This is a genomic window from Geobacillus sp. C56-T3 (assembly GCF_000092445.1).
Classification (GTDB): domain Bacteria; phylum Bacillota; class Bacilli; order Bacillales; family Anoxybacillaceae; genus Geobacillus; species Geobacillus thermoleovorans.
The window spans coordinates 510460-536886 of sequence record NC_014206.1 but is presented as its reverse complement, the minus strand read 5'-3'; the positions used below and the strand labels follow the sequence as shown (position 1 = coordinate 536886).

Here is a 26427-nt window from a genome sequence, read left to right as displayed (position 1 = left end):
TTATCACACAATATACCGTTCGGCTTCAATGAGCGCGGCGGCCGCTTCGCGTTTTTTCGCGATCACATTGATCGGCGTATGGCGCGTCAGCCGGCGGAGCGCGGCGAGCATCATCCGCAGCGTGTCGCCTTGTTCGACGGCGACGAGCGTTTCTTTCGCATGGGCTTCAATTTCATTGAACGCCTCTTGGCAGAAAATTTGCGTGTACAGCAATTTTTGTTTGTTTTTCTCCTCACCGCTCGCCTGAATCGCTTTTTCCGTGCGCAAAAGCGCTGATTCCATCGCGTAAATGTTCGAGACGATGTCGGCGATGTTGACGAGCACTTCTTGCTCTTCTTCAATGCGCTGGCCGTATTTTTGCGCCGCTAAACCGGCGACCATCAAGGCGATTTTTTTCGCGTTGCGCACCAAGTATTTCTCTTGTTCGAGCACGCCCGAACCCGGTTCCTCGGCCGCCATCATCATCAGTTCTTCCTGAAGCTGCTGCGCTTTTTGGAAGAGCGGCAGCTCGCCTTTTAACGCCTTTTTCAAATACATGCCCGGCACGAGAAGGCGGTTGATTTCGTTCGTCCCCTCGAAAATGCGGTTGATGCGCGAATCGCGGTAGGCGCGCTCAATTTCGTATTCCTGCATAAAGCCGTACCCGCCGTGGATTTGCACGCCTTCATCCACGATGTAATCGAGCACTTCCGTCGCAAAAAACTTGTTCAATGAGCATTCGATCGCATATTCGGCGATCGATTTCGCCACTTCCTTGCCATCTTTCGCCTTTTCCGCATCAAGCAGGCCCATCCGTTCATCGAACAAGCCGACCGTGCGGTAAACCGAGCTTTCGGCGGCATACAGGCGCGACGCCATCGTCGCGAATTTTTCCTGCGTCAACGTAAACTGCGAAATCGGCCGTTTGAATTGCTGGCGCTGATTGGCGTATTTGAGCGTGATCTCCAACGCCCGCTTCGCGCCGCCGACCGCCCCTAACCCAAGCTTGTAGCGGCCGATGTTCAAAATGTTGAAGGCGATGACATGGCCTTTTCCGATTTCACCGAGCACGTTTTCTTTCGGCACCGGCACATCTTGCAAAATGAGCGTTCTTGTCGACGAGCTTTTAATCCCCATTTTCTTTTCTTCCGGACCAGTTGAAACGCCCGGGAAGTCGCGTTCCACGATGAACGCGGTGAAATGTTCGCCGTCGACTTTTGCATAGACGACAAACACATCAGCAAAACCGGAGTTGGTGATCCATTGTTTTTCGCCGTTTAAAATGTAATGCGTGCCTTCCGCGTTTAATCTCGCCGTCGTTTTCGCGCCGAGGGCGTCCGAACCCGAGCCAGGCTCCGTCAAGGCGTAGGCGGCGATTTTTTCGCCGGTCGCTAAATACGGCAAATATTTTTGTTTTTGTTCTTCCGTGCCAAACAACACAATCGGCAGCGAGCCAATCCCGACGTGCGCCCCGTGCGAAATGGCAAAACCGCCGGCCGGCGCCATTTTTTCCGCAATGATGGCCGAGCTCACTTTATCTAGGCCCAAACCGCCGTATTCTTCCGGAATGTCAGCGCTTAACAAGCCGAGCTCGCCCGCTTTGCGAAGCAATTTCACGGAACGGTCAAACTCGTGGTTTTCCAAATGCTCGAGCTGCGGGAGCACTTCATTGTTGACATACTCTTCCGTCGTTTTGGCAATCATATGATGTTCGTCGGTGAAATCTTCCGGCGTAAACACGCGCTCCGCCGGAATGTCTTCAATCAAAAAGCTGCCGCCTTTGATCGCTTCTTCCATCGTTTTGGCCATCGTTGATTTCCTCCCCCGAAAGATGATTGATGATCCGGGCGGCGACGCCGCCCGGGAAATAGACGTTCCATGCAGCTGGGCAAATGCGGATGCATGCCTCGCGCGAGCTGATGAAGCCCGCTCGCTGTCAGCTGCCGCTACAGCAGCTCAAACACGCCAGCCGCTCCCATGCCGCCGCCGATGCACATCGTGACGATGCCGAACTGCACGTTGCGGCGCCGCATTTCGTAAAGCAAAGACAAGGTCAGCTTCGCGCCCGTGCAGCCGAGCGGGTGGCCTAGAGCAATCGCCCCGCCGTTGACGTTGACAATGTCTTCATCCAATCCAAGTTCGCGGATGACTTGGATCGATTGCGAGGCGAACGCTTCGTTCAGCTCGATCAAACCGATGTCGGACAGCTCAAGGCCGGCCAGCTTCAACGCTTTCGGCACCGCAGCGACCGGGCCGATCCCCATCACTTCCGGCGGCACGCCGGCAACCGCGAACGAACGAAACTTGCCGAGCGGCTTCAAGCCGAGCGACTCCGCTTTTTCGCGGTCCATCACCATGACCGCCGCCGCCCCGTCGCTCATTTGCGACGCGTTGCCGGCGGTGACGGTGCCGTTTACCGCAAACGCCGGCCGGAGTTTCGCGAGCGTTTCCATATTCGTGTCCGGGCGCACGCCTTCATCTTGTGTAAAGACGACTTTCTCCTCAACGAGTTTGTTGCCTTCTACTTTGCGCACCGTCACCTCGACCGGCACGATTTCTTCATTGAATTTTCCTTCGGCAATCGCCTTGGCGGCGCGCTGGTGGCTGCGCACCGCGAACGCGTCTTGGTCCTCGCGGCTGACGCCGTATTTTTTCGCCACTTGCTCGGCAGTGTGCCCCATGGACATGTAGTATTCCGGCGCTTCTTCCGCCAAGCGGGCGTTCGGGCGGACGACATGCCCCATCATCGGCACCATGCTCATCGATTCGACCCCGCCGGCGATGACCGTATCGGAATGGCCGAGCATCACCCGTTCCGCCGCATAGGCGATCGCCTGCAAACCGGACGAGCAATACCGGTTGATCGTGATCGCCGGCACGGTATACGGCAGCCCGGCGAGCGCGCCGATGTTGCGGGCGATGTTCAATCCTTGCTCCGCCTCCGGCATGGCGCACCCGATAATCAAGTCGTCAATGTTTCCTTCATAGTTCCCCGCGCGCTTGATCGTTTCTTTGACGACGAGCGCCCCTAAATCATCCGGCCGCACGTGGGCGAGCGTTCCTTTTTTCGCTTTGCCGACCGGTGTGCGCGCACCTGCGACAATGACCGCTTCTCTCACGCCAATCCCCCCCTTGATCTCCTCCGCTTTAGTTGCGGAGCGGTTTTCCTTTCACAAGCATATGCTGCATGCGCGCTTGCGTCTTCGGCTCGCCGATGAGGCTCAAAAACGCCTCGCGCTCGAGATCGAGCAAATATTGCTCGTCGACTTCCGTTCCGTACGGCACTTTGCCGCCGGCTAGAACATACGCCAATTTTTTCGCGATTTTCAAATCGTGCTCGCTGATGTAGCCGGAATGGAACATCGACTGCGCCCCAAGCAGCATGGCGGCATAGCCGCTTTCGCCGGCCACCGGCACTTTCTTCCTTACAGGAGGCCGGTACCCTTCCTCATACATCGAGAGCACCGCCTGTTTCGCTTCATACAGCAGATGGTCGCCGTTCATCGTGATGCCGTCACGGTGATTCAAGAAGCCAAGCTCGCGCGCTTCCGCCGCTGACGTCGACACTTTCGCCATGGCGATCGTTTCAAATACGCTGGCCGCGATTTTGACGTAGTCGACGTCCACGCCGCGCGGCAGGCTGTTCAACCGTTTGATGTACAGCTCCTTGTTGCCGCCGCCGCCCGGAATCAAGCCGACGCCGACTTCGACGAGCCCGATGTACGTCTCGGCCGCCGCTTGGATGCGCGAAGCCGCCAAGCTCACTTCCGCCCCGCCGCCTAACGTCATGGCAAACGGCGCGACGACGACCGGCTTCGGGTTGTATTTCATTTTGAGAAGCGCTTGCTGGAACTGGCGAACGGCAAGTTCCAATTCAAAAAAGTTTTCGTCTTGCGCCTCCATGAGCATCATCGCCAAGTTCGCGCCGACGCAGAAGTTTTTCCCTTGGTTGCCGATGACGAGACCTTTGTAGTTGCGGTTGACTTCCTCAAGCGCCTCGTTGATCATTTGGACAATATCGGCGCCAATCGCGTTGTTCGGCGAATGGAACTCCAGAAGCGCCACGTCGTCGCCGAGGTCAATGAGGCTGGCGCCGGCATTTTTCTTGATGACGCCGCGCGCCTCTTTCAGTCGGCGGATGTGGATGACTTTTTCGTTTTCTTCTACTGTTTTATACCCGCCCGGCGCATAATAGAACAGCCGGCCGTTTTCCGTTTTATAGAACGATGTGGCTCCGTCGGCGAGCATGTCCGTGATCCACGACGGGATGTCGCGCCCTTCCGCCTGCATTTTGCGCACCGACTTCTCGAGGCCGATCGCATCCCACAGTTCAAACGGACCTTGCTCCCAGCCGAACCCCCACTTCATCGCCTGATCGATCGCCACGATGTCGTCGGCGATCTCCCCGACAAGGCGGGCGGTGTACAGCAATGTCGGTGCGATGATGTTCCAAAGGAGCGTTCCCGCGCGGTCGCCATCGGCATACACGAGCGTTTGCAGCTTGGCGGCCGCTCCTTTCGCCTGCTTCGCCATCTCCACCGCCGGGGTGACAAGCTTTTTGCGCGGCTCGTATTGCATCGTGACGTAGTTCAGCTCGAGAATGTCTTTTCCTTGCTTGACAAAAAAGCCTTGTCCGGATTTGCTGCCGAGCCAGCCGTTTTCAAGCATCGTTTTCATAAACTCCGGCACGCGGAACGCCTCTTTTTCTTCCCCTTCGACGTTTTCATACACGTTGTTGGCGACATGCACGAACGTATCGAGCCCGACGACGTCAAGCGTGCGGAACGTCGCGCTTTTCGGCCGGCCGATGAGCGGCCCCGTCACCGAATCGACCTCGCCGACGCTGTAGCCGCCTTGCATCATCTCGCGGACGGTGACGAGCAAGCCATACGTGCCGATCCGGTTGGCGATGAAGTTCGGCGTATCTTTCGCCATGACGACGCCTTTGCCGAGCACGTCTTCGCCGAACGATTTCATATAGGCGACGACGTCCGGATCCGTATGCTCCGTCGGGATGATCTCAAGCAGCTTCAAATAGCGCGGCGGATTGAAGAAATGCGTGCCTAAAAAGTGTTTTTTGAAATCATCCGAACGCCCCTCCGCCATCGCGGCGATCGAGATGCCGGATGTGTTCGAGCTGACGATCGTCCCCGGCGTCCGCACCTCGTCGACGCGAGCGAAGACTTCTTTTTTCACTTCCAGCTTTTCAACGACCGCTTCAATGATCCAATCGACTTCCGCGAGCCGGTGGAAGTCATCCTCGAAGTTGCCCGTTTCAATCAAAGCGATGTTGTCTTTGGACATGAGCGGCGCCGGTTTTTGCTTGAGCAGCCTTTCCAGCGCCTGATTGGCGAGGCGGTTGCGCACTTGTTTATGCTCGAGCGTCCAACCTTTTGCTTCTTCCTCTTTCGTCAATTCCCGCGGCACGATATCCAACAGCAGCGTCGGAATGCCGACGTTCGCCAAATGGGCGGCAATGCCCGAACCCATGACGCCGGACCCGAGCACCGCGGCGCGCCGAATGCGTTTTACCATTTCGGTTCCCCCTCACACCATTGAATGAATGGTCATTCATTTTTTGATGAAAAAAATATCGTTGAAACCGCTCTCTATAAATAAATATATAGTATGTTGGTAATTTTCGCAATATATTTGCGCACATTTTTCCCGACATCGCACTCCGAAATGTTGCTCATACTAACGATCAGGAGGTGAGCCACCGATGGCCCGGTTGAAAAAAAATCCATCTGAACGCGGCGTCAGCGCCGCAAGCGTCAAAGGAAACGCCGGCCCGACGGTCGAAGCCGACGGCGGCGGCAAGCGGACAAGCCAAAACCAGCAGTACAAAAAGCACAACATGCAAGGGGACTGACGCCCATGGCGTCAGCTCCCGCCTGTCATAGCTGCAAATATAGGGAAAAAACAAAGAGAGGCCGCACGATCTGGAACGGCGTTTACCTCAAATGACCGCCCGACGCCCCGTGACATGCAACGGCGTTTGTCTGAAATCCAAAAAGGCTTGATGGCCGTTGCCGCTGGATGCCTGTCCCCTTCTGCGCCCGAACGCTCGGCGGCCGCCGGCGTTTTCCTCTGTTTTGCGCCCCTACTTGCGGAGGATGCCTTTTAAAACAAACGCCACGTTGGCCGGCCGTTCGGCGAGCCGGCGCATAAAATAGCCATACCAGTCCGTGCCGTACGGAACGTACACGCGCATCGTATATCCTTCGCGCGCCAGCTGCACTTGGCGCTCCGGGCGGATGCCGTACAGCATTTGGAATTCAAACTGGCTGTTGGGAATGTTGTATTCTTTGACGAGCTGCTTCGTATATTCGATGATGGCGTCGTCATGCGTCGCCACCGCCGTATAGTTGCCGTTTAGCAAATGCATTTTAATGATCTTCTTAAAGTTCTCATCGACATCTTTTTTATCCGGAAACGCCACCTCCGGCGATTCTTTGTACGCTCCTTTGACGAGCCGCAAGTTCGGGCGGTACGGCTTTAAATCTTCAATGTCTTGTTCCGTCCGGTACAAATACGCCTGCAGCACCGTGCCGACGTTGTCGTATTCTTTTTTCAACGTTTTAAAAATGTCCAGCGTCTTTTGGCAGCGCGAATAGTCTTCCATATCGATCGTCACAAACACGCCGCGCTGTTTTGCCGCATCCAAAATGCGGCGCATGTTGCGCATGACAAGCTCATCGGAAATATCAAGCCCCATCGATGTCATTTTCAGCGACAGCTGCGAGTTCAACTTCTCCCGGCTGATCGCCTCAATCGCCTCCAAGCAATGGCGCGCCATCTCATTCGCTTCCTGCTCATTGTCGACAAACTCACCCAAATAGTCGACCGTGACCGCCAATCCTTTTTCGTTCAGCTGGCGGATGACGCGCACTGCTTCCTCGATCGTTTCGCCGGCGACAAACCGTGAAGCGCCGAAGCGAAGGCCGTATCGTTTCGCCCATTTCGTCAATGTTTTATTTTTCGATAAGAACAGGAAAAAATCACGCATCAACTGCTCCACTGTTGCAAGCCTCCTTGTATGGAAACGCATTCACCATTCTTATTGTACCATGTTTCAATTCAATTGAATATGTTTTTTCCCCACGGTTTATTTTTTATATGCGCATAATTTTCCACTCTCTGCACAATCTACAAGCGAACAACCGACGAAAGGAGCGAACAACGATGCAACAGCAACCACAAATGAACCCGCAGGCGGCGATGCCCGAGCCGCCGCAAATGGTGTCCACAAAAGACGCCATGTATTTTTCCGACATGATGTCGTGGAACTTGCTCGCGGCGAAAAAAGCGCACTTTTTCGCCTCGCAATGCCGAGACCCTGAAGTGGTGCAGGCGATCGAGCGCGCTGGACAGATGCATCAGCGCCATTACGACATGATTTTGCGCCATTTGCAAAATCCGCCGCAGCCGCCGGTGATGTGAAAGGAGGAACGCCGCATGAACACGAAACAAGTGCAAAATCCGGAGATGCAAGTGCCGAAAACGCCGCAAATGAACGAGCGCGATTTTCTAAACGACATGTTGACGACGGAAAAATACATGACCTTGTCGTACAGCGTCTTTTTGCATGAAGCGAGCAACCAACCGTTATATCAAGATATGATGAATATTTTCACCGAAACGCAAAACTGTCAGCGCGACTTGTACAATTTGATGTTCAAAAAAGGATGGTACAAGCTTGAAGCCGCCGATCCGCAAAAGCTTCAGCAAACGTACCAGCAGTTCCAAGGGTATACGAATCAGCTCCCTTATCAACGAAATGCCATGCAATAACAAAACGAGGGGATGTCCGAACGGCAGAAGGACATCCTCTTTCTCCATCCGTTAAGAAGACAGGGCGCAGAAAGGGGAGAAAGGGATGGCAGCGCCATCCGAATCAGTGTGGAGCATGCTGCAAACAGCGGACGTCCGCATCCGCGACACCGGGATCATTGAATAAGCATCCCTTCTTGTTCCACAGGGATGCTTATTCTTTCATGAATAGACGATTAATACCACCAGCCTGGATACGGCGGGTACGGCGGATACGGCGGGTACGGGTAAAACGGACGCGGAGCCAACGCGCCGCCGAGCAGTCCGCCCAAGAAGCCGCCGACAAATGGGGCGCCAAACAACAATCCTGGAAATAGCATTGTTCCTTCTCCTTTCCCCAAAGCTAGAATACTACACTTTATTCATATGCAACAACAAGAAAAGAGGGTGGGCCGTCCGCCCACCCCTTGCCGGTTTCTCACCACCAAATGGGGCCATACCACCACGGGTAGAAAAACGGCGGGACCAATGCGCTCCCGAGCAAACCGCCTAAAAAGCCGCCGAAAAACGGAGCGCCAAAAAATGGAGCGCCGAAGAAAAATGGGCGCGGCCGCCAAAACCACCAGCCCCACGGCCGCCAAATGCGCTCATCCGCCACTTGGAGATGGCTCATCTTGCTTCCCCCCTTCCGCTTGCTTTAGTCCCACTGTATGCAGGAAAAACGCCCGCTGCTTAGGCCAGTACCTAGGAGGCTGGTGAAAAACGGCGGTTTCTCCCAAATCATCGATCCGTGAATGCAAAGGAAGGCTTCTTTCTAAAAGATATTCTCATTAAAGGAAATTATTTTCTTTGGTTTCTAGTATATTCCAAAAATAAAAACAGGCGGCTGTCCGCCGCCCCCGCTTATAGAAGCTCTGCGCGCGCCTGTTCGTACAAACAGGCGATCGAATCGAACAAAATACGCACCGCCTCAGCCATTTCGTCTTCGCTCATGGAAAGAACCGGAATGAACGTCAACACCGGGCCGAGCGGACGGATGACAAGCCCCCTCCGGCGCGCTTCGAGGATGATCCGGTGCTCCACCATGGCCGCGCGCGGAAACACTTCTTTCGTTCTTCGGTCTTTCACGATTTCAATGCCGCACATCAAGCCTTTTTGCCGGATGTCGCCAACAATTGGAATTTCATACAACTGCTCAAGCCATTCGGCCAGCCGGCGCGCCTTCCGCTTGACGCTGTCAATCAGGCCGCGTTTTTCGATGAGCTCGATGTTTTTCAGCGCAACGGAACAAGTGAGCTGGTTGCCCGTGTACGTATGGCCGTGGTAAAACGTTTTGTCTTCGTCCACATCGCCGAGAAATGCCGCATAAATCTCTTCCGTGACCAGCGTGGCCGCGAGCGGCAAATATCCTCCCGTGATCCCTTTCCCAAGGCAGACAAGATCAGGCTGCACCTCTTCCTGCTCACAAGCGAACATGGTGCCGGTGCGGCCAAAGCCGACGGCGACCTCGTCGCAAATGAAGAGCACCCCATACCGGCGGCAAAGCCTTTCCACTCCTTTTAAAAACCCGCGCGGATGGACGATGATCCCCGCCGCTCCTTGCACAAGCGGCTCGATGACAACCGCGGCGATTTGATCGTGCTGCTCCTCAAGCACCCGTTCAAGCTCGCGCAAACAATAGCCGACGATCTCCTGCTCGCTTCCGTATTCGTCCATACGGTACACGTACGGCGACGGCACTTCGATCCGCTCAAACAAAAGCGGCGCAAAAATACGGTGGAACGTTTCCATGCCGCCAACGCTCACCGCCCCGACCGTATCGCCGTGGTACGCTTCCTTCAACGAGACAAACTTGTTCTTCTTCGCATATTGGACCGGGTCGATGTTTTTCCAATACTGATAGGCGATCTTGAGCGCGATTTCCACCGCCGCCGCCCCGGTATCGGAATAAAACACTTTTGACATGTGCGGCCAATATTCAAGCAGCCGTTTGGCCAACAAAATCGACGGCACATTCGCCGAACCAAGCAATGTCGAATGGGCAATTTTCTCCAATTGCTCGCGAAGCGCCGCATTCAGCTCCGGATCGTTATGGCCGTGGACATTGACCCATAGCGACGCATAGCCGTCCAAGTACCGGTTGCCGTCGACATCGTACAAATAGCTTCCTTGCCCGCGTTCAATGATCAAGGGGCGTTCTTTGGCATACTGCTTCATTTGCGTAAATGGATGCCAGACGTACTGCTTGTCCCACTGTTCCAATTGCTCGTAGCTATACGCCAACGCTAAGCACCTCCAGCAATTGTTTCGCCTTTCCTTGTTCGATCCAACGCTGAGCTAAGGTTTCCAGTTCCCGCCTTGAGACTGCAGGAAGGAGCGGCACGACCGCCAGCACCGGCAGCCGAAGCAAGGCGGCGATCGTTTCGACATTGTTTTGGTGGATGATCTCTTGCTCCTGAAACTGATTGAACATCAGGCCAAGCAGACGAATGCCTTGTGCGTCGGCATACGCTGCCGTCGTCACCGCGTGATGAATCGCACCAAGGCTTGAGAGCGACACGAGAATCGCCGGCACCTCATAGTCGCGGACAAAATCGCTCGTCATATACCATCGTCCGTCGCGCTCGCACCACGGAACGGCCAACCCTCCCGCTCCTTCGACGAGCACCACATCATAGCGCTGCGTAAGCCATTCCAACCGTTCGGCCACCCTCTCTGGTTCGATGGACGTGCCGGTCAACTTCGCCGCTAAATGCGGCGACATCGCCGGTTCCATATAGTACATGCCTTCTGATGTCGGAATCTTCGCCACTCGTTCGTACCAATATTGTTCGGCAAACGACACCCCGTCTTCGGCCAGTCCAGTCTGAACCGGTTTAAACACGCCGACCTTCATCCCAAGCCGCTCCAGCGCCAACGCCACGATGGAAGTGACGACCGTTTTGCCGATTTCTGTTCCTGTTCCCGTCATGAAAATGGCTTGCCCCATTCTCTTATCCCCCCATCCCTCGAGTCATCATGATCGGTCGGACGCGCGGCCATACGCGCGCCGCCACGACGGAACAAACGGCGCAAAGCACGAGATCCCCCGGCACCGGAAGAAGAAAGCCGAACCATAGCGTTTGGCCGATGGAAAGCGGAGTCTCCGCGATCCATTTCATTGCTATGTACAGCCACGTGCAGCCAAACGCATACACGACGAACAATGCCGCCAAATTCGCCTTCCATATGTCCTGCGCTCTTGTCCATTGAAAGCGGTGCACAAGCGAGCCGCACGTATACGCTCCAGCAATGAAGCCAAGCAAGTACCCAAACGTCGGCTTCCAAATATAACCGAGCCCGCCTCCTTCCGCAAACACCGGTGCGCCCGCCAGCCCGATCAACACGTAAAGCATCTGGCTGAGCGCTCCTGTTCTTGGACCAAGCAGACATCCCGACAAATAGACTGCGGCGATTTGCAGCGTAAACGGCACATACGGCACCGGGATTTTGATGAATCCGCCGACCGCTGTCAACGCGGCAAAAAAGGCTGCCCAAACAAAGGAACGGATGTGCACGTTTCCCCTCCTCTCCAAATATTTGTTTCTATTGTGCCTGATATGTTTTTTATTTGTCAACTTTATTTTTATATAGGTTTACATTTAGACAAAAAATACGGAGCCCCCTAACACAGCAGGACTCCTTTTTTGGAGCGGCTCATTTCTCAAACAGACGGTGGAAGCAGTGGCCAACGCTCACCCTTCATCCTCCCACAAGTGAAGCAGGTTCATCCGTTCGCCGTCTTTTTTCGGCATCGCCAGCGGCTCACTCTGCCTCTCCTCCTTTTCCAACAACGACGACAATAAGCGCACCGCCTCCGCAATATGCCTTCCTTTGTTCAACATGATGCATTGCGCCTGTTTTCCAAGAAAAACATCCGAGATTTCCGCGCGCGACGGAATTCCCTTTTTCGCCATTTGTTCAAGCACTTGCGTCGCCCAAATGACCGGGATGTGAGCCGCCCGGCACAGCGCTAAAATGTCGTTCTGTGCAGCCGCAAGATGTTCAAACCCGATCTCAAGCGCCAAGTCCCCGCGCGCAATCATCACACCAAACGCCGGAAACTTCAATCCCTCAAGCAAGATGCGAACGAAGTTATGAAGCGCCGCCCGCGTTTCGATTTTCGCGATCACCGGGAGAGAACCAGCCCCTTGTTCGGCAAGCAAATGATAAAGCTTTCTCAGGTCATAAGGGGACTGAACAAACGATAGCCCGACGATATCCGCCCATCTCGCGATGAACGGAATCCATTCAAGGTCGCGGTCCGTGAGCGGCGGAACGGCCAAATGAAGAAACGAATCAGGAAGATGGATGCCCGTTCCTTGCTTAATCGCTTTTCGCTTTCCGCCATCGGCAACGACTTTGGCCTCTACATGCCGCTCGTGCACTTTCACGACCCGCGCTGCAATTTGGCCGTCGTTCAAATAAAGGCGGTCTCCCGCCCGCACATTGCGCCACGCTTTCGCCAACGTCGTCGTCATTTTCACACCGCAGCCATTCTGCGCCTCCGCAAACGCGGCGTCATCGAAATAAATATACAGCGGTGTACCGACCGTGACAAACGCTTTCATTGGAATGAACAAAACAGAACATAGAGTGAAAGAAGCCGACCCGCGCCGCAGTTTCATCCCTTTTTGCACATAGGCCGTCCGCGAAAGAAGAACTTTAAAACAAGACGGCGCGATTTGTTCCGCCACCCGCAGTTTTCGTTTTTTTCCGCGCACATCGGTAAACAGCAGTTCATCCCCTTCTTCGACGGTCGCTCCGTCCTCAGCCGTCAACTGCCACAAGAATGAAACATCGCGGGGGAGCGGAGACGGCGGCGGGGAAGAAGAGAAGGAAACAAGGCCGAAGAGCGGCTCCATTGGCTCTCCATATAGATTTTTCTTCACAGAGAGCTTCATCGGCCCCGCGTTGACCGCCAAGCGGTCGACCCGGATTTTTGGCCCCGGCAGATCCATGTAAATGCGGCATCGCCTCGCCTGCAGCTGTGGCTCCAACTGCTTCTCGGCTTGACGAATGATGGCCACGAGCGCCTCCCACGTTTCCGGTGAACCATAGGCGCAGTTGATGCGGGCAATGTCCATGCCGTAAAGAAGCAGCCGCTCGATCAGCCCCGGTTCATCGACCCATGCCTCGTCCATCGTCACCATGATGCGTGTCGGCCGAACAGAACTTGGGCTTCCGAACACTGCCTCCGCCCGTTTATGAAGCAACTGTTTCGCTTCCTTTCTTGTCATCTTTCGAAGCTCCCATCCGCCATCAACCCGCGTGCGCAAATATGCCAAAACTTGTTCGATCGCGTCGATGAGATGAGCCTCTTGCCCCTCGAGCCGCCATCCGGCGTCTTCCATCGCTTCACGCAAATCCGACGGCATATGCTCCCTCATATATAAGTAAGCAAGCAACTGATCCCGGCTCTCTTCATGGGATGGAAGAGGAAAATACTTCTGCTTTTGTCCCACCCACTCCGCCATCCCTCGGTAAAAGGCGGCCAAGCGGGCGCCCAAATCTCGTTTGTCGTGCATCAGCGGCACCAACCCTTGTGAAAAATGCGGTTTTACTTTTATATATTCGCCGCCGCCCCAAATGAGGACAGAAAAAAACCGGCGCCATTCGCCGGTTGAATGCGACAGAAACAGGAAGCCGTTTTTTCGGTATATTATTTTTGCACGACAATTTTCATCCCGCATTGACAAAGCAGCGAATGTTTCAGCCGCCGCAACGGCTGACCGCACTGTTCACAAACGGCCGGTTTATTCACGCGTTTCCTCCCCTTTGCTGCGTGTTTAGTATCTATTATACACCCATGATTATTTAAAGTAAATACAAAATGATAATAATTATAAATAATGAGCAGATCATTTGGCCTCTTTTTCCATTTGTGATAAGGTAATATAGTGCCAATATTCAAAAGAAGGAGGCGGTCACGATGTACGACATCGCCATCATCGGCGCCGGGCCTGCGGGGGCAAGCGCTGCGATCTTCGCCGCCAAAGCGGGAAAGAAAACGGTCTTGTTTGACAGCGACAAAGGCATGACAAAGCGCGCTTGGGTGGAAAACCATTACGGGGTTCCGGAAATCAGCGGCCCGGAATTGGTGGAAACCGGGAAAAAGCAAGCCGCAAAATTCGGGGCGGAATTGGTGGAAACGCAAGTGACAAATGTGCAAAAAACAGACGGGGGATTCCGCCTTGAAACGGAAACCGGATCCTATGAAGCGAAACACGTCATCTTCGCCACCGGCGTCGCCACGGATCTCGCGGAAAAAATCGGCTTGCGCACCAAACCGGGCACAGAGCCGCGCATTAAAACGGTGATTGACGTCGACGCCAATGGCAAAACGAACATCGACGGCATTTGGGCGGCAGGGACGGTGGCCGGCGTCAGCGTTCATACGATCATCACAGCGGGCGACGGGGCGAAAGTCGCCATCAACGTCATCAGCGAACTGAACGGCGAACGGTACGTTGATCACGATGTATTGAAAAAATAACAACGAAGGTGTCCCAAACAGCGGGACACCTTTTCTAACAGCGCCATGGAAACGGCCGGGACGCAAGATGACGGGCTGAACTGCCTGTTGCGTCGTCCCCGCATCGACATAGCGGCCCCGATCCATCCAAGGGCGCTTATTGTCCAATGCTCCGGTACTTCCCTTCAAAAAACAAGAGCGGGTCGCCCGGTTCGTCTTTCATGAAAATGTCGGTCACTTCCCCAAAGTAAAGCGTATGATCGCCGGCCACGTACGTGCTGTGGACGTTGCATAAAATATTCGCCAACGCCTCCGGCAAAATCGGATGGCCGTTCACCCAATCAAACGAAACGGGGCGCTCTTCTTTCAACTGGCCGGCAAACAAGCGCGACAACTCCTCTTGATCGCGCCGCAAAATGTTGACGGCAAATTTCCCCGTTTGCTTGACAATGTCATGCATTCGCGCTTTATGGCCAATGGAGACGACGACAAGTTTCGGGTCGAGCGAAACGGACATAAACGCGTTCGCCGTCATTCCTTTCGCTTCCCCTTGAAATTCGGTCGTCACGACCGTCACGCCGGTCGCAAATTTTCCCATGGCTCTGCGAAATGTACGATCATCCATACGGTTCTCCCATCCTTCCCTTTTCGTCATCAGCCGCCCTGCGCCTTCCGCTGGCGGTTGGGCGGCTTTCCTTCTTGATGTTTCCACACGACGGGCGCTTCGTCCGACATCTTGCCTCTATGGCTAGGCCCCATTCATGCCGAAATGAGGGTCAAATCTACCCCCATCATAGCAGAAATAGGGGAAAGAAACAACGACGATATACGGCTGTCATCGGCGGCACGCCGCTCCAAGGTACGCCTCTGCCACCCGCTCATCGGCAAGCAGCTCGGCGGCCTTCCCGTGCACCACGATGCTTCCCCGTTCCAACACATACGCCTCATCCGCTGTCTGCAGGGCGGCTCGCACGTTTTGCTCGACAAGAATCATGGCCGTCTGAAATTGATCGCAGAGCTGTGTCAGCATCCCCATCACTTCCTTGACCACAAGCGGCGCCAGCCCTAACGATGGTTCGTCAAGCAAGAGCAGCTTCGGTCTCGCCATCAGCCCGCGGGCGATCGCCAGCATTTGCTGTTCGCCGCCGCTTAATAGTCCTCCCGGACGGTCGATCATCGTTTGCAGTTTCGGGAACAGTTCAAGCACCCGCTCATAGTCGCGCTTCACTTCCTGTCCGTCGCGGCGGTGGCGGCGGTACGCCCCCAGCAGCAAGTTATCCCTCACGGACAGGCTGTCAAAAATTTGCCGCCTCTCCGGCACAAGGCAAATACCTTTTTCAACAATTTGCTCCACCTTTCCGTATGGAAGCGGTTTATGTTCAAAAAGAATCTCCCCTTCGGTTGGAGCGTAGACGCCGGCAATCGTGCCGAGCAGCGTGCTTTTGCCCGCCCCGTTGGCGCCGACAATCGCCACGATTTCTCCTTGGCCGACGTGCAAATCGATTCCTTTCAATACGTGCAAATGGCCGTGGTAGACATGAACGTTGCGAAGCACGAGCATCAGACCGCCTCCTCTCCCAAATACGCCTTGAGGACATCAGGATGCCGCGCAATCTCTTCCGGCGCCCCTTCGGCGATTTTTTTGCCATAATCGAGGACAACGATCCGGTCCGCGATCGCCATCACCGTTTCCATATCATGTTCCACGAACAAAAAGGTAAAGCCTTGTTCCCTCATCGCCAGCAACACATCAACGAGCTGCTTTGATTCTTGCGGGTTCAGCCCGGCCATCGGTTCGTCAAGCAAAATGAGCGAAGGACGAGACACAGCCGCCCGAGCGATTTCCACGAGCCGCTGCATCCCATATGGCAGCGTGCCTGCCCGCTCCCAGGCGAGATGGGCCAAACCGACCTGCTCGAGGCAGGAAAACGCCTGTTTCTGCGCTTGCTTTTCTTCTTTCACCGTACGCGGCAGCCGAAAGCCGGCGCTGAGGATTCCGCTCTTCAACCGTGAATGAAATCCGACCATCACATTTTCCAATACTGTCATCTCGGCAAACAGCTGCAAGTTTTGAAACGTCCTTGTCATTCCCAGCATCGCCAACTCGTGCGGTTGTTTGCCGCTGACCATGGCTCCTTGAAAACGAACGAGACCACTCGTCGGCGGAATAATGCCGCTGATCATATTGAACAAGGTCGTTTTGCCCGCCCCGTTCGGCCCGATCACCGCGACGATTTCTTCTTTTTTCACGTGAAAGGACACGTTCTGCACCGCCTGAACGCCGCCAAACGACTTGGACAATTGCTCCACTTCGAGCAACACTGCGCTCATCCCCGCTCCCCTCCGATCGAACGCGCCTTATGCCTCTCAACTGTGGCTATCTGCTTCTCTTGACGTCCGCCCATTTCAAAAAAGCGCCGCATCCTCTTTTGCATCACACCCGTCAACCCGTTCGGCATATAAATCAACATGACCACCAACAACAAGCCAAAAAAGACAATTTCAAACTCTCCACCGGCATTCGGAAGCAACAGCGGGACAACGGCTTTGAGCCATTCTCCTAAACAAACATAGACGGCCGCGCCGACGAGCCCGCCCCACACATGGGCCGATCCACCGATCACCACCATAATCAAAAAGGAAATCGACGGGACGATGCCGAATAAGTCCGGATTGATAAACGTAACATAATGGGCGTATAAGCTCCCGGCAATCGAAGCATAGACAGCGCTGAGCATAAAGATTTGCAGCTTGTATTTCATAATGTTCACCCCAAGCGAACTTGCCGCCACCTCACTTCCATGAATCGCCCGCAGCGCCCTTCCGACCCGGGAGCGGACAATATTATGGGCAAACCATAACCCGACCAGAACAAACAACGAAACGAGGTAGTAAAACTGGAGATCGCTTTGCAACGGAACCCCAGCTATACGGATCGGGGGAATGCCAAAAAAGCCATTTAACCCTCCCGTGATCCCTTTCCATTCTTTAAAGAACGTAAACATAATGACACCGAATCCTAACGTCGCCAACGCCAAATAATGCTCACGCAGCCGAAAAACTGGAATGCCGACCACAAGCGCCACCGATGCAGCCAAAACCGCGCCGGCAGCCAGCGCCAGCCAGGACGGCCATCCCGCATGCGCGGTCAAATAGGCGGACGCATAAGCCCCGATGCCGTAAAACGCCGCCTGGCCGAGCGAAATTTGGCCCGCATATCCCATCAACATCGTCATCCCTGTGCTCACGAGCGCGTACAGCCCGATGAGAATCAGAGTGCTTAGCACGTAGTTATTGCCGAAGACGAGCCAGGGAAGACCGAGCCAGACAGCTGCGCCGGCAAGCAAGGGCCATCGTTTCCTCCCATCCGCCATTTGTTGAACGCGCTCCATCTGTCCGCCCCCCTTACACCCGTTTTCCTGTCATCTTGGCAAACAGCCCGTTCGGCATGAACAACAGAACAAGCAATAGCAGCCCAAAGCTGATCGCTTCTTTGTATCCCGAGGACAAGTATCCTTCCGCAAACGATTCAAGCAGCCCGACGAGAAACGCACCGGCGATCGCAGCCGGGGCGTTCGTCAATCCCCCGACAACAGCGGCAATAAACGCCTTCAGCCCGATCATCATCCCCATATCATAGGAAGCTCCGGAAATCGGGGCAATAATAATTCCCGCGAGCGCCCCCAGACCGGCGCTGACGGCCATGGCCCCAAGCGACATTTTGCGGATGTCAATTCCCATCAACCGAGCGGCAAACGGGTTGATGACGCAGGCCGCCACCGCCTTGCCGATGTACGTTCGGTGAAAAAACAGATGCAAGGCGGCAAAACTTGCGAGCGAAATGACAATCGCCCAGACGCTTTGCCATTGGATGACCGCTCCAAACACCTCAAGCGCTCCATGGCCCGTAAAGGGGCGCAGCGCGTATGGATCCGTCCCCCAAACGAGCAGGGCAAATCCGCGAAACACAAACGAAACGCCGATTGTGATAATAATGAGCACGGCGACAGGCGAACGGCGCGCCGGCTGAATCGCCAGCCGTTCAAACAACGTGCCGACGGCCATAACAGCAAGCATGCTCAAGCCGATGGCCGCGGCAAACGGCACGCCATTATTGACCAACGTAATGCAAAACAACGCCCCCAACATAGCGAAATCGCCTTGAGCCAAATTTAAAATGCCGGTCACGCTGTACGTAATGACAAATCCGAGCGCCACGAGCGCGTAAATGCTGCCGACCGTCAGCCCGGAAAACAGCAGCTGCACAAACTGGCTCCACGCTTCCATGCCCCGTCCCTCCTTCAACGGTTAGGTGGAACAAAAGGGAATTAGCGACCTCATTCCCTGTTTACTGCTCGGCGAGCACAAACTTTCCGTCTTGAATTTGCACCATCACCAAACTGTCGGCGTCAAGCCCTGTATGGTCGTCTTTCGACATATGGAAGACGCCCGAAATGCCGATAAATTTTCTTGTATTCTCCAGAACCGACCGTATTTTCTCTTGATCCGCGCCGCCCTCCTTGATCGCATTGACCAATAAATGGAACGCATCCCACGCATGTCCGCCAAACGTTGTCGGGGCATAGCCGTACGCTTTTTCAAACTGTTCTTTGTATTTTAGCAGCGTTTCTTTTTGCGGGTCGCTGTCCGGAAGCTGATCGGCCACTAAAATGCGCCCGGCAGGGAACCATACGCCGTTGGCCGCCTCTCCGGCCAAGTCGATAAAGCTTTTCGTGCCGATGCCGTGGCTTTCCACAATCGGCGCCTCAATGCCCAACTGGCGGATGTTTTTCGTGACGACCGCCGATTCCTGCGCCGTTCCCCATACGATAATGGCTTGCGGATTCGCTTTTTTCACCTTTGTCAACATCGCTTTCGCGTCATCGACCGTCGCCTCAAATTCCTCTTCGATGACGGCTTTCACCCCATATTCCGGGGCATAATGCACAAACTCTTCATGCCCGCTTGTTCCGTATGCATTGGCGACGTTCAGCCAAGCGACGTTCGTCCATCCTTTTTCCTTTAAAAAACCAAGCAGCTTCTGAATGACGATATTGTCCCCTTGAGCGGTTTTAAATGTCCAATGACGCGAGGATCCATCGCTTGGGTTGACGATTTGTTTGCTTGCGGCGAGGGAAATGTACGGAATGCCTGCTTTTTCAATGAGTGGAATCATGGCTAAGGAGTTGCCGCTGATCGTGCCGCCGATGATGGCCGTCACTTTGTCTTGTTCGATGAGTTTTTTCGTGGATAATACGGCCTCGTTTTGGTTGGACTTGTCATCATAGGCAATCAGCTTAATTTTCTTTCCATCAATGCCGCCTTGCTTGTTCCATTGCTCAACGAGCATTTTGACCGTCTCCATCTCCGGTTTGCCAAGCGGGGCCGCCCCGCCGGAAGCCGAAAAAATGGCGCCAATTTTGATTTCATCCTCTCCTCCCGATGTCGCCGTCTTCCCACAGGCGGCAAGGAAAATGAGCAACAATGCCGCCATCAATAGAGACATTCCTTTTTTCATCTTTTTTGCCCCCTTTTATATTGACAACGCTTTCAAATCATCGTTCTCCCGCCAGGCCTCCACCCGGCGGAAGAAGATCAGCGCCGCCGCTTAAACGCTTCGGCGGTGTTGATTTTGTGTTGACGGACGTATTGTTCGATTTCATGCGGCGGCGCCTGTTCATGCAACAGACGGACAATCTCTCTATGTTCTTCGATCGATGCTTTCGCCCGCTGCGGGACAAACGTAAATCCGTACACGCGGATGCGCTTCATCCGCTGCCAAATTTGCTTGATTTGCTCTTCGAGGTAGGCGTTGCCGCAATGGGCGTAAATCAAGGAATGAAATTCATAGTTCAGCTCGCTGAACCGTTCCAGCTCCAGCTCTTCAAGCGCCCGCTCCATCCGTTCGTTCAACCGCTCAAGCTCGTTGATCGCCTCCTTCGTCAAATTGGCGGAGCCAAGCGCGGTCGCATAGCCTTCCAGCACAGCCAACACCGACAGCGTCTCGATATATTCTTTCTCGTTGATGTTGCTCACAACGGCGCCTGTATACGGCTTAAATTCGACAAGCCCTTCCGCCTCGAGCTGGCGGATCGCCTCGCGCACCGGGATGCTGCTGAGTCCAAGCTCGCGGGCGATTTGATCGATGACGACGCGGTATCCCGGGCCATAGACGCCGTTTTCAATGCGGGAAAGAATATACTCGTAAGCCAATTGGGTTTTGTTTTTCGCTTTCGTTTCCATACGTTTATCATATACTAGATCATATACATTGACTAGTCGTTATGCCTGTTCGGCAGACAAGGCGGTCGGTTTCTCCCCCTTGCCGAACGCGGGGATCGGCGGATCGCCGACCGCGACGTGGACGACTTGCACTTCCGTATAGAAATCAAAGCTGTAATGCCCACCTTCGCGGCCGATGCCGCTGTATTTCGTCCCGCCAAACGGGATGCGCAAATCGCGGACGTTCGGCGAGTTGACCCACGCCATCCCGCTTTCGATCGCTTGGGCGACGCGGTGGCCGCGCTTCATATCGTTCGTCCAGACGTATGCCGCCAGCCCGTATTTCACATCGTTCGCCAGCCGGATCGCCTCTTCTTCATCCGCAAAGGACATGACCGCCATGACCGGTCCGAAAATCTCTTCCTGCGCCACCCTCATGCCGTTATGGCAACCAAGCAGCAACGTTGGCGGCACAAAATTGCCTTTTTCCAACCCTGTTGGAACGCTGGGGGCATAGACGTCCGCCCCTTCTTGCTTGGCGATGTCAATATAGCGGTTCACCCTCTCCCAATGATCGCGGTGAATGAGCGGACCGAGTTCAGTCGCCGGGCTCATCGGGTCGCCGATGACGATGCGGTCGACGCGCTCTTTGAGCCGGGCGACAAATTCGTCGTAAATCGACTGTTCAAGCAAAAGCCGCGAGTTGGCCGTGCACCGTTCGCCATTGAGCGAAAACACGCCCCAAACCGCCGCATCGAGCGCCCGTTCGAGATCCGCATCGGCGAACACAATGAGCGGCGACTTGCCGCCGAGCTCCATCGATGTTTTTTTCAACGTCGCAGCGCTGTTGCGGATGATTTCCATGCCGGTCGTCGTCTCGCCGGTAAACGAGATGAGGCGCACATCCGGGTGGGCAACCAATGCGGCGCCCGCCGTTTCGCCAAACCCGTGCACGACGTTGAACACCCCGCGAGGCAGCCCGGCTTCATCGATGATTTCCGCCAGTTTATTCGCCGTCAACGGCGACCATTCGGCCGGCTTCAAGACGACGGTGTTGCCGGTCGCCAGCGCGGGAGCCACCTTCCACGTTTCCAGCATAAATGGCGTATTCCACGGCGTGATGAGCCCGGCGACGCCGACTGGTTTATAAACGGTATAGTTTAAAAACTGTCCATTCACATGGTACGCCTCGCCGACAAGGCGCGTCTTCACCATTTCCGCGTAAAAGCGGAAGTTTTCCGCCGCGCGGGCGGCTTGCTTTTTCGCCTGGCTGATCGGAATGCCGGTGTCAAGCGCTTCTAAATAGGCGATGTCGTCCGCATACTGCTCAATCAAGTCAGCAATGCGGAAAAGGTAACGAAGACGCCGTTCGACCGGCATTGTCCGCCACGGCCCGTGATCAAACGCCTCCTTTGCCGCCCGGACCGCTGCGTCGATGTCTTCTTTCCGCCCTTCGGCCACTTCGTTGATCGGTTCGTTCGTAAACGGATTGATGTTGTCGAAATACGCACCGGCTACCCCTTCCATAAACTGCCCATTGATATAATGAAGCACTTTTGGTTGCACTGCCATTCGTTTCCCCCTCCCGCTATGTCCGATAACGCGCATGAATGTTGTTGTGTTTATACGTCCCCGCCTCGTTGAATTCATACAGCTCAAGCGACAGCGCCAAATAGCGTTTGGCGAACAGCGGGGCGAAATGGTCTTTCATCACGGCAAACAGCTCGTCGCCGACTTCTTTTTTCACCTGTTCCGGACGCCCGGCGCCGATTTTCAGCGTCCCGTGCACAAACGCATCGTCTTCGGCCCCATCAGCCACATAGTACTCGTCAAGCCGAATGGCGCGCGAGCGGATGCCGCCGACGGGAAACCAATCGCTCCGCTTGATCAACACGCGGTGAATTTTTCCAAGCAAGCCGCGAATATCGGCCTCTTCGCCGAGATTGGCCGTGTATTCCAAAATAAAGTGCGGCATCATTCCTCCTCCTTTGGCTAGACGATGTAATTGATCAGCCGGCCGATGCGTTCGATTTCGGCCACGACTTCATCGCCGGGCTGGACGTTCACCGCCCCTTTCGGCGTGCCGGTCAAAATCACGTCGCCAGGCGCGAGCGTCATGAATTCGGTGATGTACTCAAGCAAATACGGGATCGAAAAAATCATATCGCCCGTATATCCTTCCTGCACAACCGCCCCATTGACATACGTCCGCAAACGAAGCGCCATCGGATCGCCGACTTCCTCATGGCTGACGATCCACGGGCCTAGCGGCGTCGTCCGGTCGCGGTTTTTGACGCGGAAATTCGGCCGGTAGTAATTTTCCAAGTAGTCGCGAACAGCGTAATCGTTGGCAATCGTGTAACCGAAAATGTAGTCGTACGCCCGTTCCGCTTTCACCCGGCTGGCCGGGCGGCCGATGACGACCGCGAGCTCGCATTCATAATGCATCATGTTGACCCCCTCCGGGCGAACGGTTCGGCCGCGATGGCCGATGAGCGTATTTTTCCCTTTGAAAAATAAAAGCGGCTCTTTCGGCGCAACAAAAGACAATTCGCCGGCATGCTCGGCATAATTCAATCCAAGCGCCACGATCACTCCCGGCTCCACCGGGGGAAGCCACATCACTTCAAGCTCCCCGACGATCGTTCCGTCCGGCAGGCGGAGGCGGCCATCGTCGAGCGGCTCGGCTTCGGTCACGATTCCGTTCCAGGCCACACGCGCCCGCCTCATCATTCATCGCCTCCTTGTTCCAGGGCGATTTCATTTTCCAACACACCGATCCTTTCGATTTCGATGCGCACCACATCTCCTGCTGTAACAAGCGGCGCATCGGCCGGCCAGCTGAAAAACAGCACATCGCCTGGGTAAAGGGTCATAAATTCGGTCACCTCAGCAAGCCATTGTTCGACTGGAAGGCGAAAGCGGCTCGGGTCTGCACGCTGGACGAGGCGCCCGTTGACGTATACGCGTGCGGTCAAGGATGACAGCGGCGACGCTTCCTCTTTCGGCACGATCCACGGGCCGACTGGGGCGAACCCGTCGCGCGCCTGCTCCTTCACCGCCGGGCGGTGCCGCTGCTCGTGTGGAATCGACAGATCATTCACGATCGTATAGCCGAATACAAAATCGAGCGCCTGCTCGCGCCGCACGCGCGCCGCCGTCCGCCCGATCACCAGCCCGAGCGCCGGAGCAGCCTGAAGATGCTTCACCCCACGAGGCAGAAGCACCGGACGCCGATGGGCGTTGATGGTGTTTGCCGGCTTCATATACAGCACCGGGCCTTCCGGCGGCTTTTCATACGGCGGGGCGTTCATCTCTTTTGACAGCGCCGCCCACTCCTTTCCATCATTCAGCGCCACCCCGTACATCGCCCTGCCAATAGGCGCGTCCCATTCCAATTCATCAATGCGGTGCGTCAGCCCGCCAAACGACACCGTCCCGCCGCGCGGATCCGCCTTTGCCTCAATCGTCCGCCTCATGCCGGCCAGGCGCAAGCGCACATTCGCCATCATGTATCCTCCTCATCTGTATCAATGCCATTTGAAGCTTTACCATTTGCAGCTTTACCGAGCATTTGATCGCGCTTTGGCGTGACGGAGGCAAGCCACAGGCTTGCCTTCGACAGTCAAAAATGGATGAGCCACTTTTCCGTCAAGGATATGTTAAACGATTTCGTTGCATCTAATATGCCTGTTGCCAGGCGTGTTGATGAACCAATCAAAACCAGTTGAGAAAGCATTGTTCCCGGCTTTTCTGCCGCCGTCGGCAAGCGGTTCGCTTGCCGACGGAGCGTGCAGCTGCATGGTGCTTTGTTTTCGGGAAGCAACGGATCATCAACACTCGTGACCGGTTGCACGCGCTTGTTTTATGTCGCTTTTTGCATTTCTTCGTCCTGCGTCTCTTCAGCCAGCAACCCGTATTTGACGAGCGTGCGGCGGATTTGCCGCTGATGCTCTTCGCTTGGCAAATCGAGCGGCAACCGGAGCTTCGGGGTGATTTTCCCCATCATCCCGAGCGCCGCTTTCACCGGACCTGGATTCGTTTCAATGAACAGCACATCATTGAGCTCCATCAGTTCAAAATGAAGATCTTGCGCACGCTTGATGTCGCCTTCAAACCAAGCGTCGTGCAGCTCGGCCACTTTATGCGGCACGACGTTCGCCGTCGCGCTGATCGATCCGGCGCCGCCGATCGCCAGCATCGGATAGCACAAAAGCTCGATGCCGGAAAAGAGAAGAAAATCGCGCCCGCAGTGCCAAAGCACTCGGTTCACATGTTCAAAATCTTTGTTTGACTCCTTCACGCCGATAATGTTCGGACAATCTTCGGCCAGCCGCGCCAACGTTTTGACTTCCAAATTGACCGCCGTCCGCCCCGGAATGTTGTAGACGATGATCGGAATGTCGACCGCCTCGGCCACCGCCTTAAAATGTTTATACAGCGCCTGCTGGGACGGACGGTTGTAATACGGGACGATGACCATTGCGGCATCAGCCCCAATCTCTTGCGCAAATTTGGTCAGCTCGATCGTTTCCGCATGGTTGGTCGAGCCCGTCCCCGGCACGAACGGCACCCGACCCGCCACCGCTTTTTTCGCCGTTTCCATCACCTGTTTTCGCTCTTCAAGCGTCAGCGAGCTCGGCTCTCCCGACGTTCCCGTGACGGAAATGCCGTGCGTGCCGCTTTCAATATGCCAATCGATGAGCGCGGCGAGCGCCGCAAAATCAACGTTTCCTTCCTCATCAAACGGCGTGACGACCGGCGCGATCGAGCCGCGCAGCCGTTCTTTCGCCTCGCGGTATGCCATCCCCTTGCCCCCTATTGACTTTATTTTTCTGAATCTTATTTATATTGTACACATTATCATATATGAAATCAACGATAAAATCATATATAATCTTGATCCCGAAAACCGCGAGCAGAAGGGCAGCGGTCTTCTTCTAAATCAGGAAGGTCGGTTTCTGCTTCGCCAATGTCGGTTCGTTCGGCTCGATCGGCTGGCCGCTGTGAACGTCAAGAACGACGGACGCCTCTTCAAACCAGCTGTCCGGCGCCGCATGCCCCCAGAACGTTTGCCGGCGCGGATCATCCAAATCCCAGCGGATCGGCGGAAAATCGGGGTCACTCGTCAAATAATCGCCGTTATACAGCTCAATTCGGTGGCCATCCGGGTCGCGCAAATAGACAAAGAAGGCGTTCGACAATCCGTGGCGGCCCGGCCCGCGTTCAATGTTCGGCGCATATCCGGCCGCCGCCAGCACATCGCACGCATGGATCAGGCTGAGCGGGTCCGGCAGCCAAAACCCGATATGGTGAAGGCGCGGCCCTTTTCCGTTCATCAGCGCCAAATCGTGGACATTTTGCTTCCGGTGCAGCCATGCCGCCCAAAGTTTCCCATCCTCTGTTTCCGTATACTCTGAGCAGGCAAAGCCCAAACCATGGACATAAAAGTCGTACGCGTTCTTTACATCTCTAACCGCGCAGTTGAAATGATCGATGCGCTGCACGCGGGCGCCGCGGTGCAAGTCATACCGCTGCAAAAGCCGCTCTGTTTTCTCCATCTGGGCAAAAAACTCAAGCGGCAGCCCGGACGGATCTTGAACGCGAAATGCCCGACCGATGGCGTTTTGGCTTCCCGCTTCCAGCCATTTCGGCTGCAGCGTTTGCGCCGCAAACCATTCATAAAGCGCTTCCAATTCCTGCTCGGAACCGACTTTGTAGCCAAGCGCCTCGACCGCGGGGCGGGGCCCCTTTTTCAATAGAAGACTATGATGATGATATTCTTCAAGTCCACGCAAATACAGATGGCTCTCATCCGCTTCCGTCACGACAAACCCAAGCACCCGTTCGTAAAAATCGCGAGCGGCGGCCAAATCGGTGACATGCAGCACCACGCGGGCGCAGCGAATAATGGAAAACGTCATCATCCTTCTCCCCCT

Annotated in this window: 27 protein-coding genes; 4 read left to right on the top strand and 23 right to left on the bottom strand. The window is 55.1% G+C overall.

Features of this window, described 5'->3' with window-relative positions:
• Nucleotides 1–3 precede the first annotated feature (3 nt).
• The 3 genes from GC56T3_RS02740 to GC56T3_RS02730 form a co-directional block, all read right to left on the bottom strand.
• Nucleotides 4–1788 carry an acyl-CoA dehydrogenase family protein gene (locus tag GC56T3_RS02740; RefSeq protein ID WP_013144296.1) on the bottom strand — a complete coding sequence of 595 codons (1785 nt, stop codon included), beginning with the start codon at nucleotides 1786–1788 and terminating at the stop codon, nucleotides 4–6.
• 137 nt (nucleotides 1789–1925) lie between these two features.
• Nucleotides 1926–3098 carry an acetyl-CoA C-acetyltransferase gene (locus GC56T3_RS02735; protein WP_011232477.1) on the bottom strand — a complete coding sequence of 391 codons (1173 nt, stop codon included), beginning with the start codon at nucleotides 3096–3098 and terminating at the stop codon, nucleotides 1926–1928.
• Nucleotides 3099–3126: 28 nt separating this feature from the next.
• The gene (locus GC56T3_RS02730; RefSeq protein WP_013144295.1) at nucleotides 3127–5514 is read right to left on the bottom strand and encodes a 3-hydroxyacyl-CoA dehydrogenase/enoyl-CoA hydratase family protein; all 2388 of its coding nucleotides are present in this window, start codon (nucleotides 5512–5514) and stop codon (nucleotides 3127–3129) included.
• A gap of 187 nt (nucleotides 5515–5701) precedes the next feature.
• Between GC56T3_RS02730 and GC56T3_RS18260 the strand changes: the two genes are divergently transcribed.
• Nucleotides 5702–5851, top strand: coding sequence for a YuzL family protein (locus GC56T3_RS18260; protein WP_011232479.1), 150 nt, complete (start codon nucleotides 5702–5704; stop codon nucleotides 5849–5851).
• A gap of 231 nt (nucleotides 5852–6082) precedes the next feature.
• On the opposite strand, the gene GC56T3_RS02725 is transcribed toward GC56T3_RS18260, so the two are convergent.
• Nucleotides 6083–7000 (bottom strand): proline dehydrogenase family protein, encoded by a 918-nt coding sequence (locus GC56T3_RS02725; protein WP_013144294.1) that lies wholly within the window; start codon nucleotides 6998–7000, stop codon nucleotides 6083–6085.
• Nucleotides 7001–7164: 164 nt separating this feature from the next.
• On the opposite strand from GC56T3_RS02725, the gene GC56T3_RS02720 reads away from it, so the two are divergent.
• Complete coding sequence (locus GC56T3_RS02720; RefSeq protein WP_011232481.1) at nucleotides 7165–7422, top strand: hypothetical protein; 258 nt, start codon at nucleotides 7165–7167, stop codon at nucleotides 7420–7422.
• A gap of 15 nt (nucleotides 7423–7437) precedes the next feature.
• On the top strand, nucleotides 7438–7773 hold the full coding sequence (locus GC56T3_RS02715) for a spore coat protein (RefSeq protein ID WP_011232482.1): 336 nt from the start codon (nucleotides 7438–7440) through the stop codon (nucleotides 7771–7773).
• Nucleotides 7774–7988: 215 nt separating this feature from the next.
• Here the strand turns inward: GC56T3_RS02715 and GC56T3_RS19540 are convergent, their stop codons facing one another.
• The 6 genes from GC56T3_RS19540 to GC56T3_RS02690 form a co-directional block, all read right to left on the bottom strand.
• Nucleotides 7989–8132 (bottom strand): hypothetical protein, encoded by a 144-nt coding sequence (locus GC56T3_RS19540; protein WP_013144293.1) that lies wholly within the window; start codon nucleotides 8130–8132, stop codon nucleotides 7989–7991.
• Between the two features lie 98 nt (nucleotides 8133–8230).
• Nucleotides 8231–8425 (bottom strand): hypothetical protein, encoded by a 195-nt coding sequence (locus GC56T3_RS02710; RefSeq protein ID WP_011232484.1) that lies wholly within the window; start codon nucleotides 8423–8425, stop codon nucleotides 8231–8233.
• A 230-nt stretch (nucleotides 8426–8655) separates the two neighbouring features.
• Nucleotides 8656–10035 (bottom strand): adenosylmethionine--8-amino-7-oxononanoate transaminase, encoded by a 1380-nt coding sequence (bioA, locus tag GC56T3_RS02705; protein WP_013144292.1) that lies wholly within the window; start codon nucleotides 10033–10035, stop codon nucleotides 8656–8658.
• Nucleotides 10025–10741 carry a dethiobiotin synthase gene (bioD, locus tag GC56T3_RS02700; RefSeq protein ID WP_013144291.1) on the bottom strand — a complete coding sequence of 239 codons (717 nt, stop codon included), beginning with the start codon at nucleotides 10739–10741 and terminating at the stop codon, nucleotides 10025–10027. The genes bioA and bioD overlap by 11 nt, the downstream gene beginning before the upstream one ends.
• Before the next feature lie 4 nt (nucleotides 10742–10745).
• Entirely contained in the window at nucleotides 10746–11309 is a 564-nt protein-coding gene (locus tag GC56T3_RS02695; RefSeq protein WP_013144290.1) for a biotin transporter BioY, read from the bottom strand.
• A gap of 177 nt (nucleotides 11310–11486) precedes the next feature.
• On the bottom strand, nucleotides 11487–13319 hold the full coding sequence (locus GC56T3_RS02690; protein WP_013144289.1) for a pyruvate kinase: 1833 nt from the start codon (nucleotides 13317–13319) through the stop codon (nucleotides 11487–11489).
• Nucleotides 13320–13723: 404 nt separating this feature from the next.
• Between GC56T3_RS02690 and GC56T3_RS02685 the strand changes: the two genes are divergently transcribed.
• The gene (locus tag GC56T3_RS02685; RefSeq protein ID WP_013144288.1) at nucleotides 13724–14287 is read left to right on the top strand and encodes an FAD-dependent oxidoreductase; all 564 of its coding nucleotides are present in this window, start codon (nucleotides 13724–13726) and stop codon (nucleotides 14285–14287) included.
• Between the two features lie 136 nt (nucleotides 14288–14423).
• Here GC56T3_RS02685 and GC56T3_RS02680 read toward each other — a convergent pair whose 3' ends face one another.
• The 13 genes from GC56T3_RS02680 to hpaD all read right to left on the bottom strand — a co-directional run bounded on the left by GC56T3_RS02680 (nucleotide 14424) and on the right by hpaD (nucleotide 26412).
• Complete coding sequence (locus tag GC56T3_RS02680) at nucleotides 14424–14891, bottom strand: flavin reductase family protein (RefSeq protein WP_013144287.1); 468 nt, start codon at nucleotides 14889–14891, stop codon at nucleotides 14424–14426.
• 210 nt (nucleotides 14892–15101) lie between these two features.
• Nucleotides 15102–15827: an ABC transporter ATP-binding protein gene (locus GC56T3_RS02675; RefSeq protein WP_013144286.1), complete on the bottom strand. Its 726-nt coding sequence runs from the start codon at nucleotides 15825–15827 to the stop codon at nucleotides 15102–15104.
• Nucleotides 15827–16597, bottom strand: a complete 771-nt coding sequence (locus GC56T3_RS02670; RefSeq protein WP_013144285.1) for an ABC transporter ATP-binding protein — start codon at nucleotides 16595–16597, stop codon at nucleotides 15827–15829. The genes GC56T3_RS02675 and GC56T3_RS02670 overlap by 1 nt, the downstream gene beginning before the upstream one ends.
• Nucleotides 16594–17658, bottom strand: coding sequence for a branched-chain amino acid ABC transporter permease (locus GC56T3_RS02665; protein ID WP_013144284.1), 1065 nt, complete (start codon nucleotides 17656–17658; stop codon nucleotides 16594–16596). The genes GC56T3_RS02670 and GC56T3_RS02665 overlap by 4 nt, the downstream gene beginning before the upstream one ends.
• A 13-nt stretch (nucleotides 17659–17671) precedes the next feature.
• The gene (locus GC56T3_RS02660) at nucleotides 17672–18553 is read right to left on the bottom strand and encodes a branched-chain amino acid ABC transporter permease (RefSeq protein WP_013144283.1); all 882 of its coding nucleotides are present in this window, start codon (nucleotides 18551–18553) and stop codon (nucleotides 17672–17674) included.
• 61 nt (nucleotides 18554–18614) lie between these two features.
• Nucleotides 18615–19784, bottom strand: a complete 1170-nt coding sequence (locus GC56T3_RS02655; protein WP_013144282.1) for an ABC transporter substrate-binding protein — start codon at nucleotides 19782–19784, stop codon at nucleotides 18615–18617.
• A 77-nt stretch (nucleotides 19785–19861) separates the two neighbouring features.
• The gene (locus tag GC56T3_RS02650) at nucleotides 19862–20509 is read right to left on the bottom strand and encodes a GntR family transcriptional regulator (RefSeq protein WP_013144281.1); all 648 of its coding nucleotides are present in this window, start codon (nucleotides 20507–20509) and stop codon (nucleotides 19862–19864) included.
• Nucleotides 20510–20548: 39 nt separating this feature from the next.
• Nucleotides 20549–22060 carry a 5-carboxymethyl-2-hydroxymuconate semialdehyde dehydrogenase gene (gene hpaE / locus GC56T3_RS02645; RefSeq protein WP_013144280.1) on the bottom strand — a complete coding sequence of 504 codons (1512 nt, stop codon included), beginning with the start codon at nucleotides 22058–22060 and terminating at the stop codon, nucleotides 20549–20551.
• A 16-nt stretch (nucleotides 22061–22076) separates the two neighbouring features.
• On the bottom strand, nucleotides 22077–22463 hold the full coding sequence (locus tag GC56T3_RS02640) for a 5-carboxymethyl-2-hydroxymuconate Delta-isomerase (RefSeq protein WP_013144279.1): 387 nt from the start codon (nucleotides 22461–22463) through the stop codon (nucleotides 22077–22079).
• Between the two features lie 17 nt (nucleotides 22464–22480).
• A complete protein-coding gene (locus tag GC56T3_RS02635; RefSeq protein ID WP_011232500.1) occupies nucleotides 22481–23221 on the bottom strand; it encodes a fumarylacetoacetate hydrolase family protein in 741 nt (246 codons plus the stop codon).
• The gene (locus GC56T3_RS02630) at nucleotides 23218–23997 is read right to left on the bottom strand and encodes a fumarylacetoacetate hydrolase family protein (protein ID WP_013144278.1); all 780 of its coding nucleotides are present in this window, start codon (nucleotides 23995–23997) and stop codon (nucleotides 23218–23220) included. Before GC56T3_RS02630 ends, GC56T3_RS02635 begins: the two co-directional genes overlap by 4 nt.
• Before the next feature lie 356 nt (nucleotides 23998–24353).
• Nucleotides 24354–25295 (bottom strand): 2,4-dihydroxyhept-2-ene-1,7-dioic acid aldolase, encoded by a 942-nt coding sequence (gene hpaI / locus GC56T3_RS02625; protein WP_013144277.1) that lies wholly within the window; start codon nucleotides 25293–25295, stop codon nucleotides 24354–24356.
• Between the two features lie 133 nt (nucleotides 25296–25428).
• Nucleotides 25429–26412, bottom strand: a complete 984-nt coding sequence (gene hpaD, locus GC56T3_RS02620; protein WP_013144276.1) for a 3,4-dihydroxyphenylacetate 2,3-dioxygenase — start codon at nucleotides 26410–26412, stop codon at nucleotides 25429–25431.
• Nucleotides 26413–26427 lie beyond the last annotated feature (15 nt).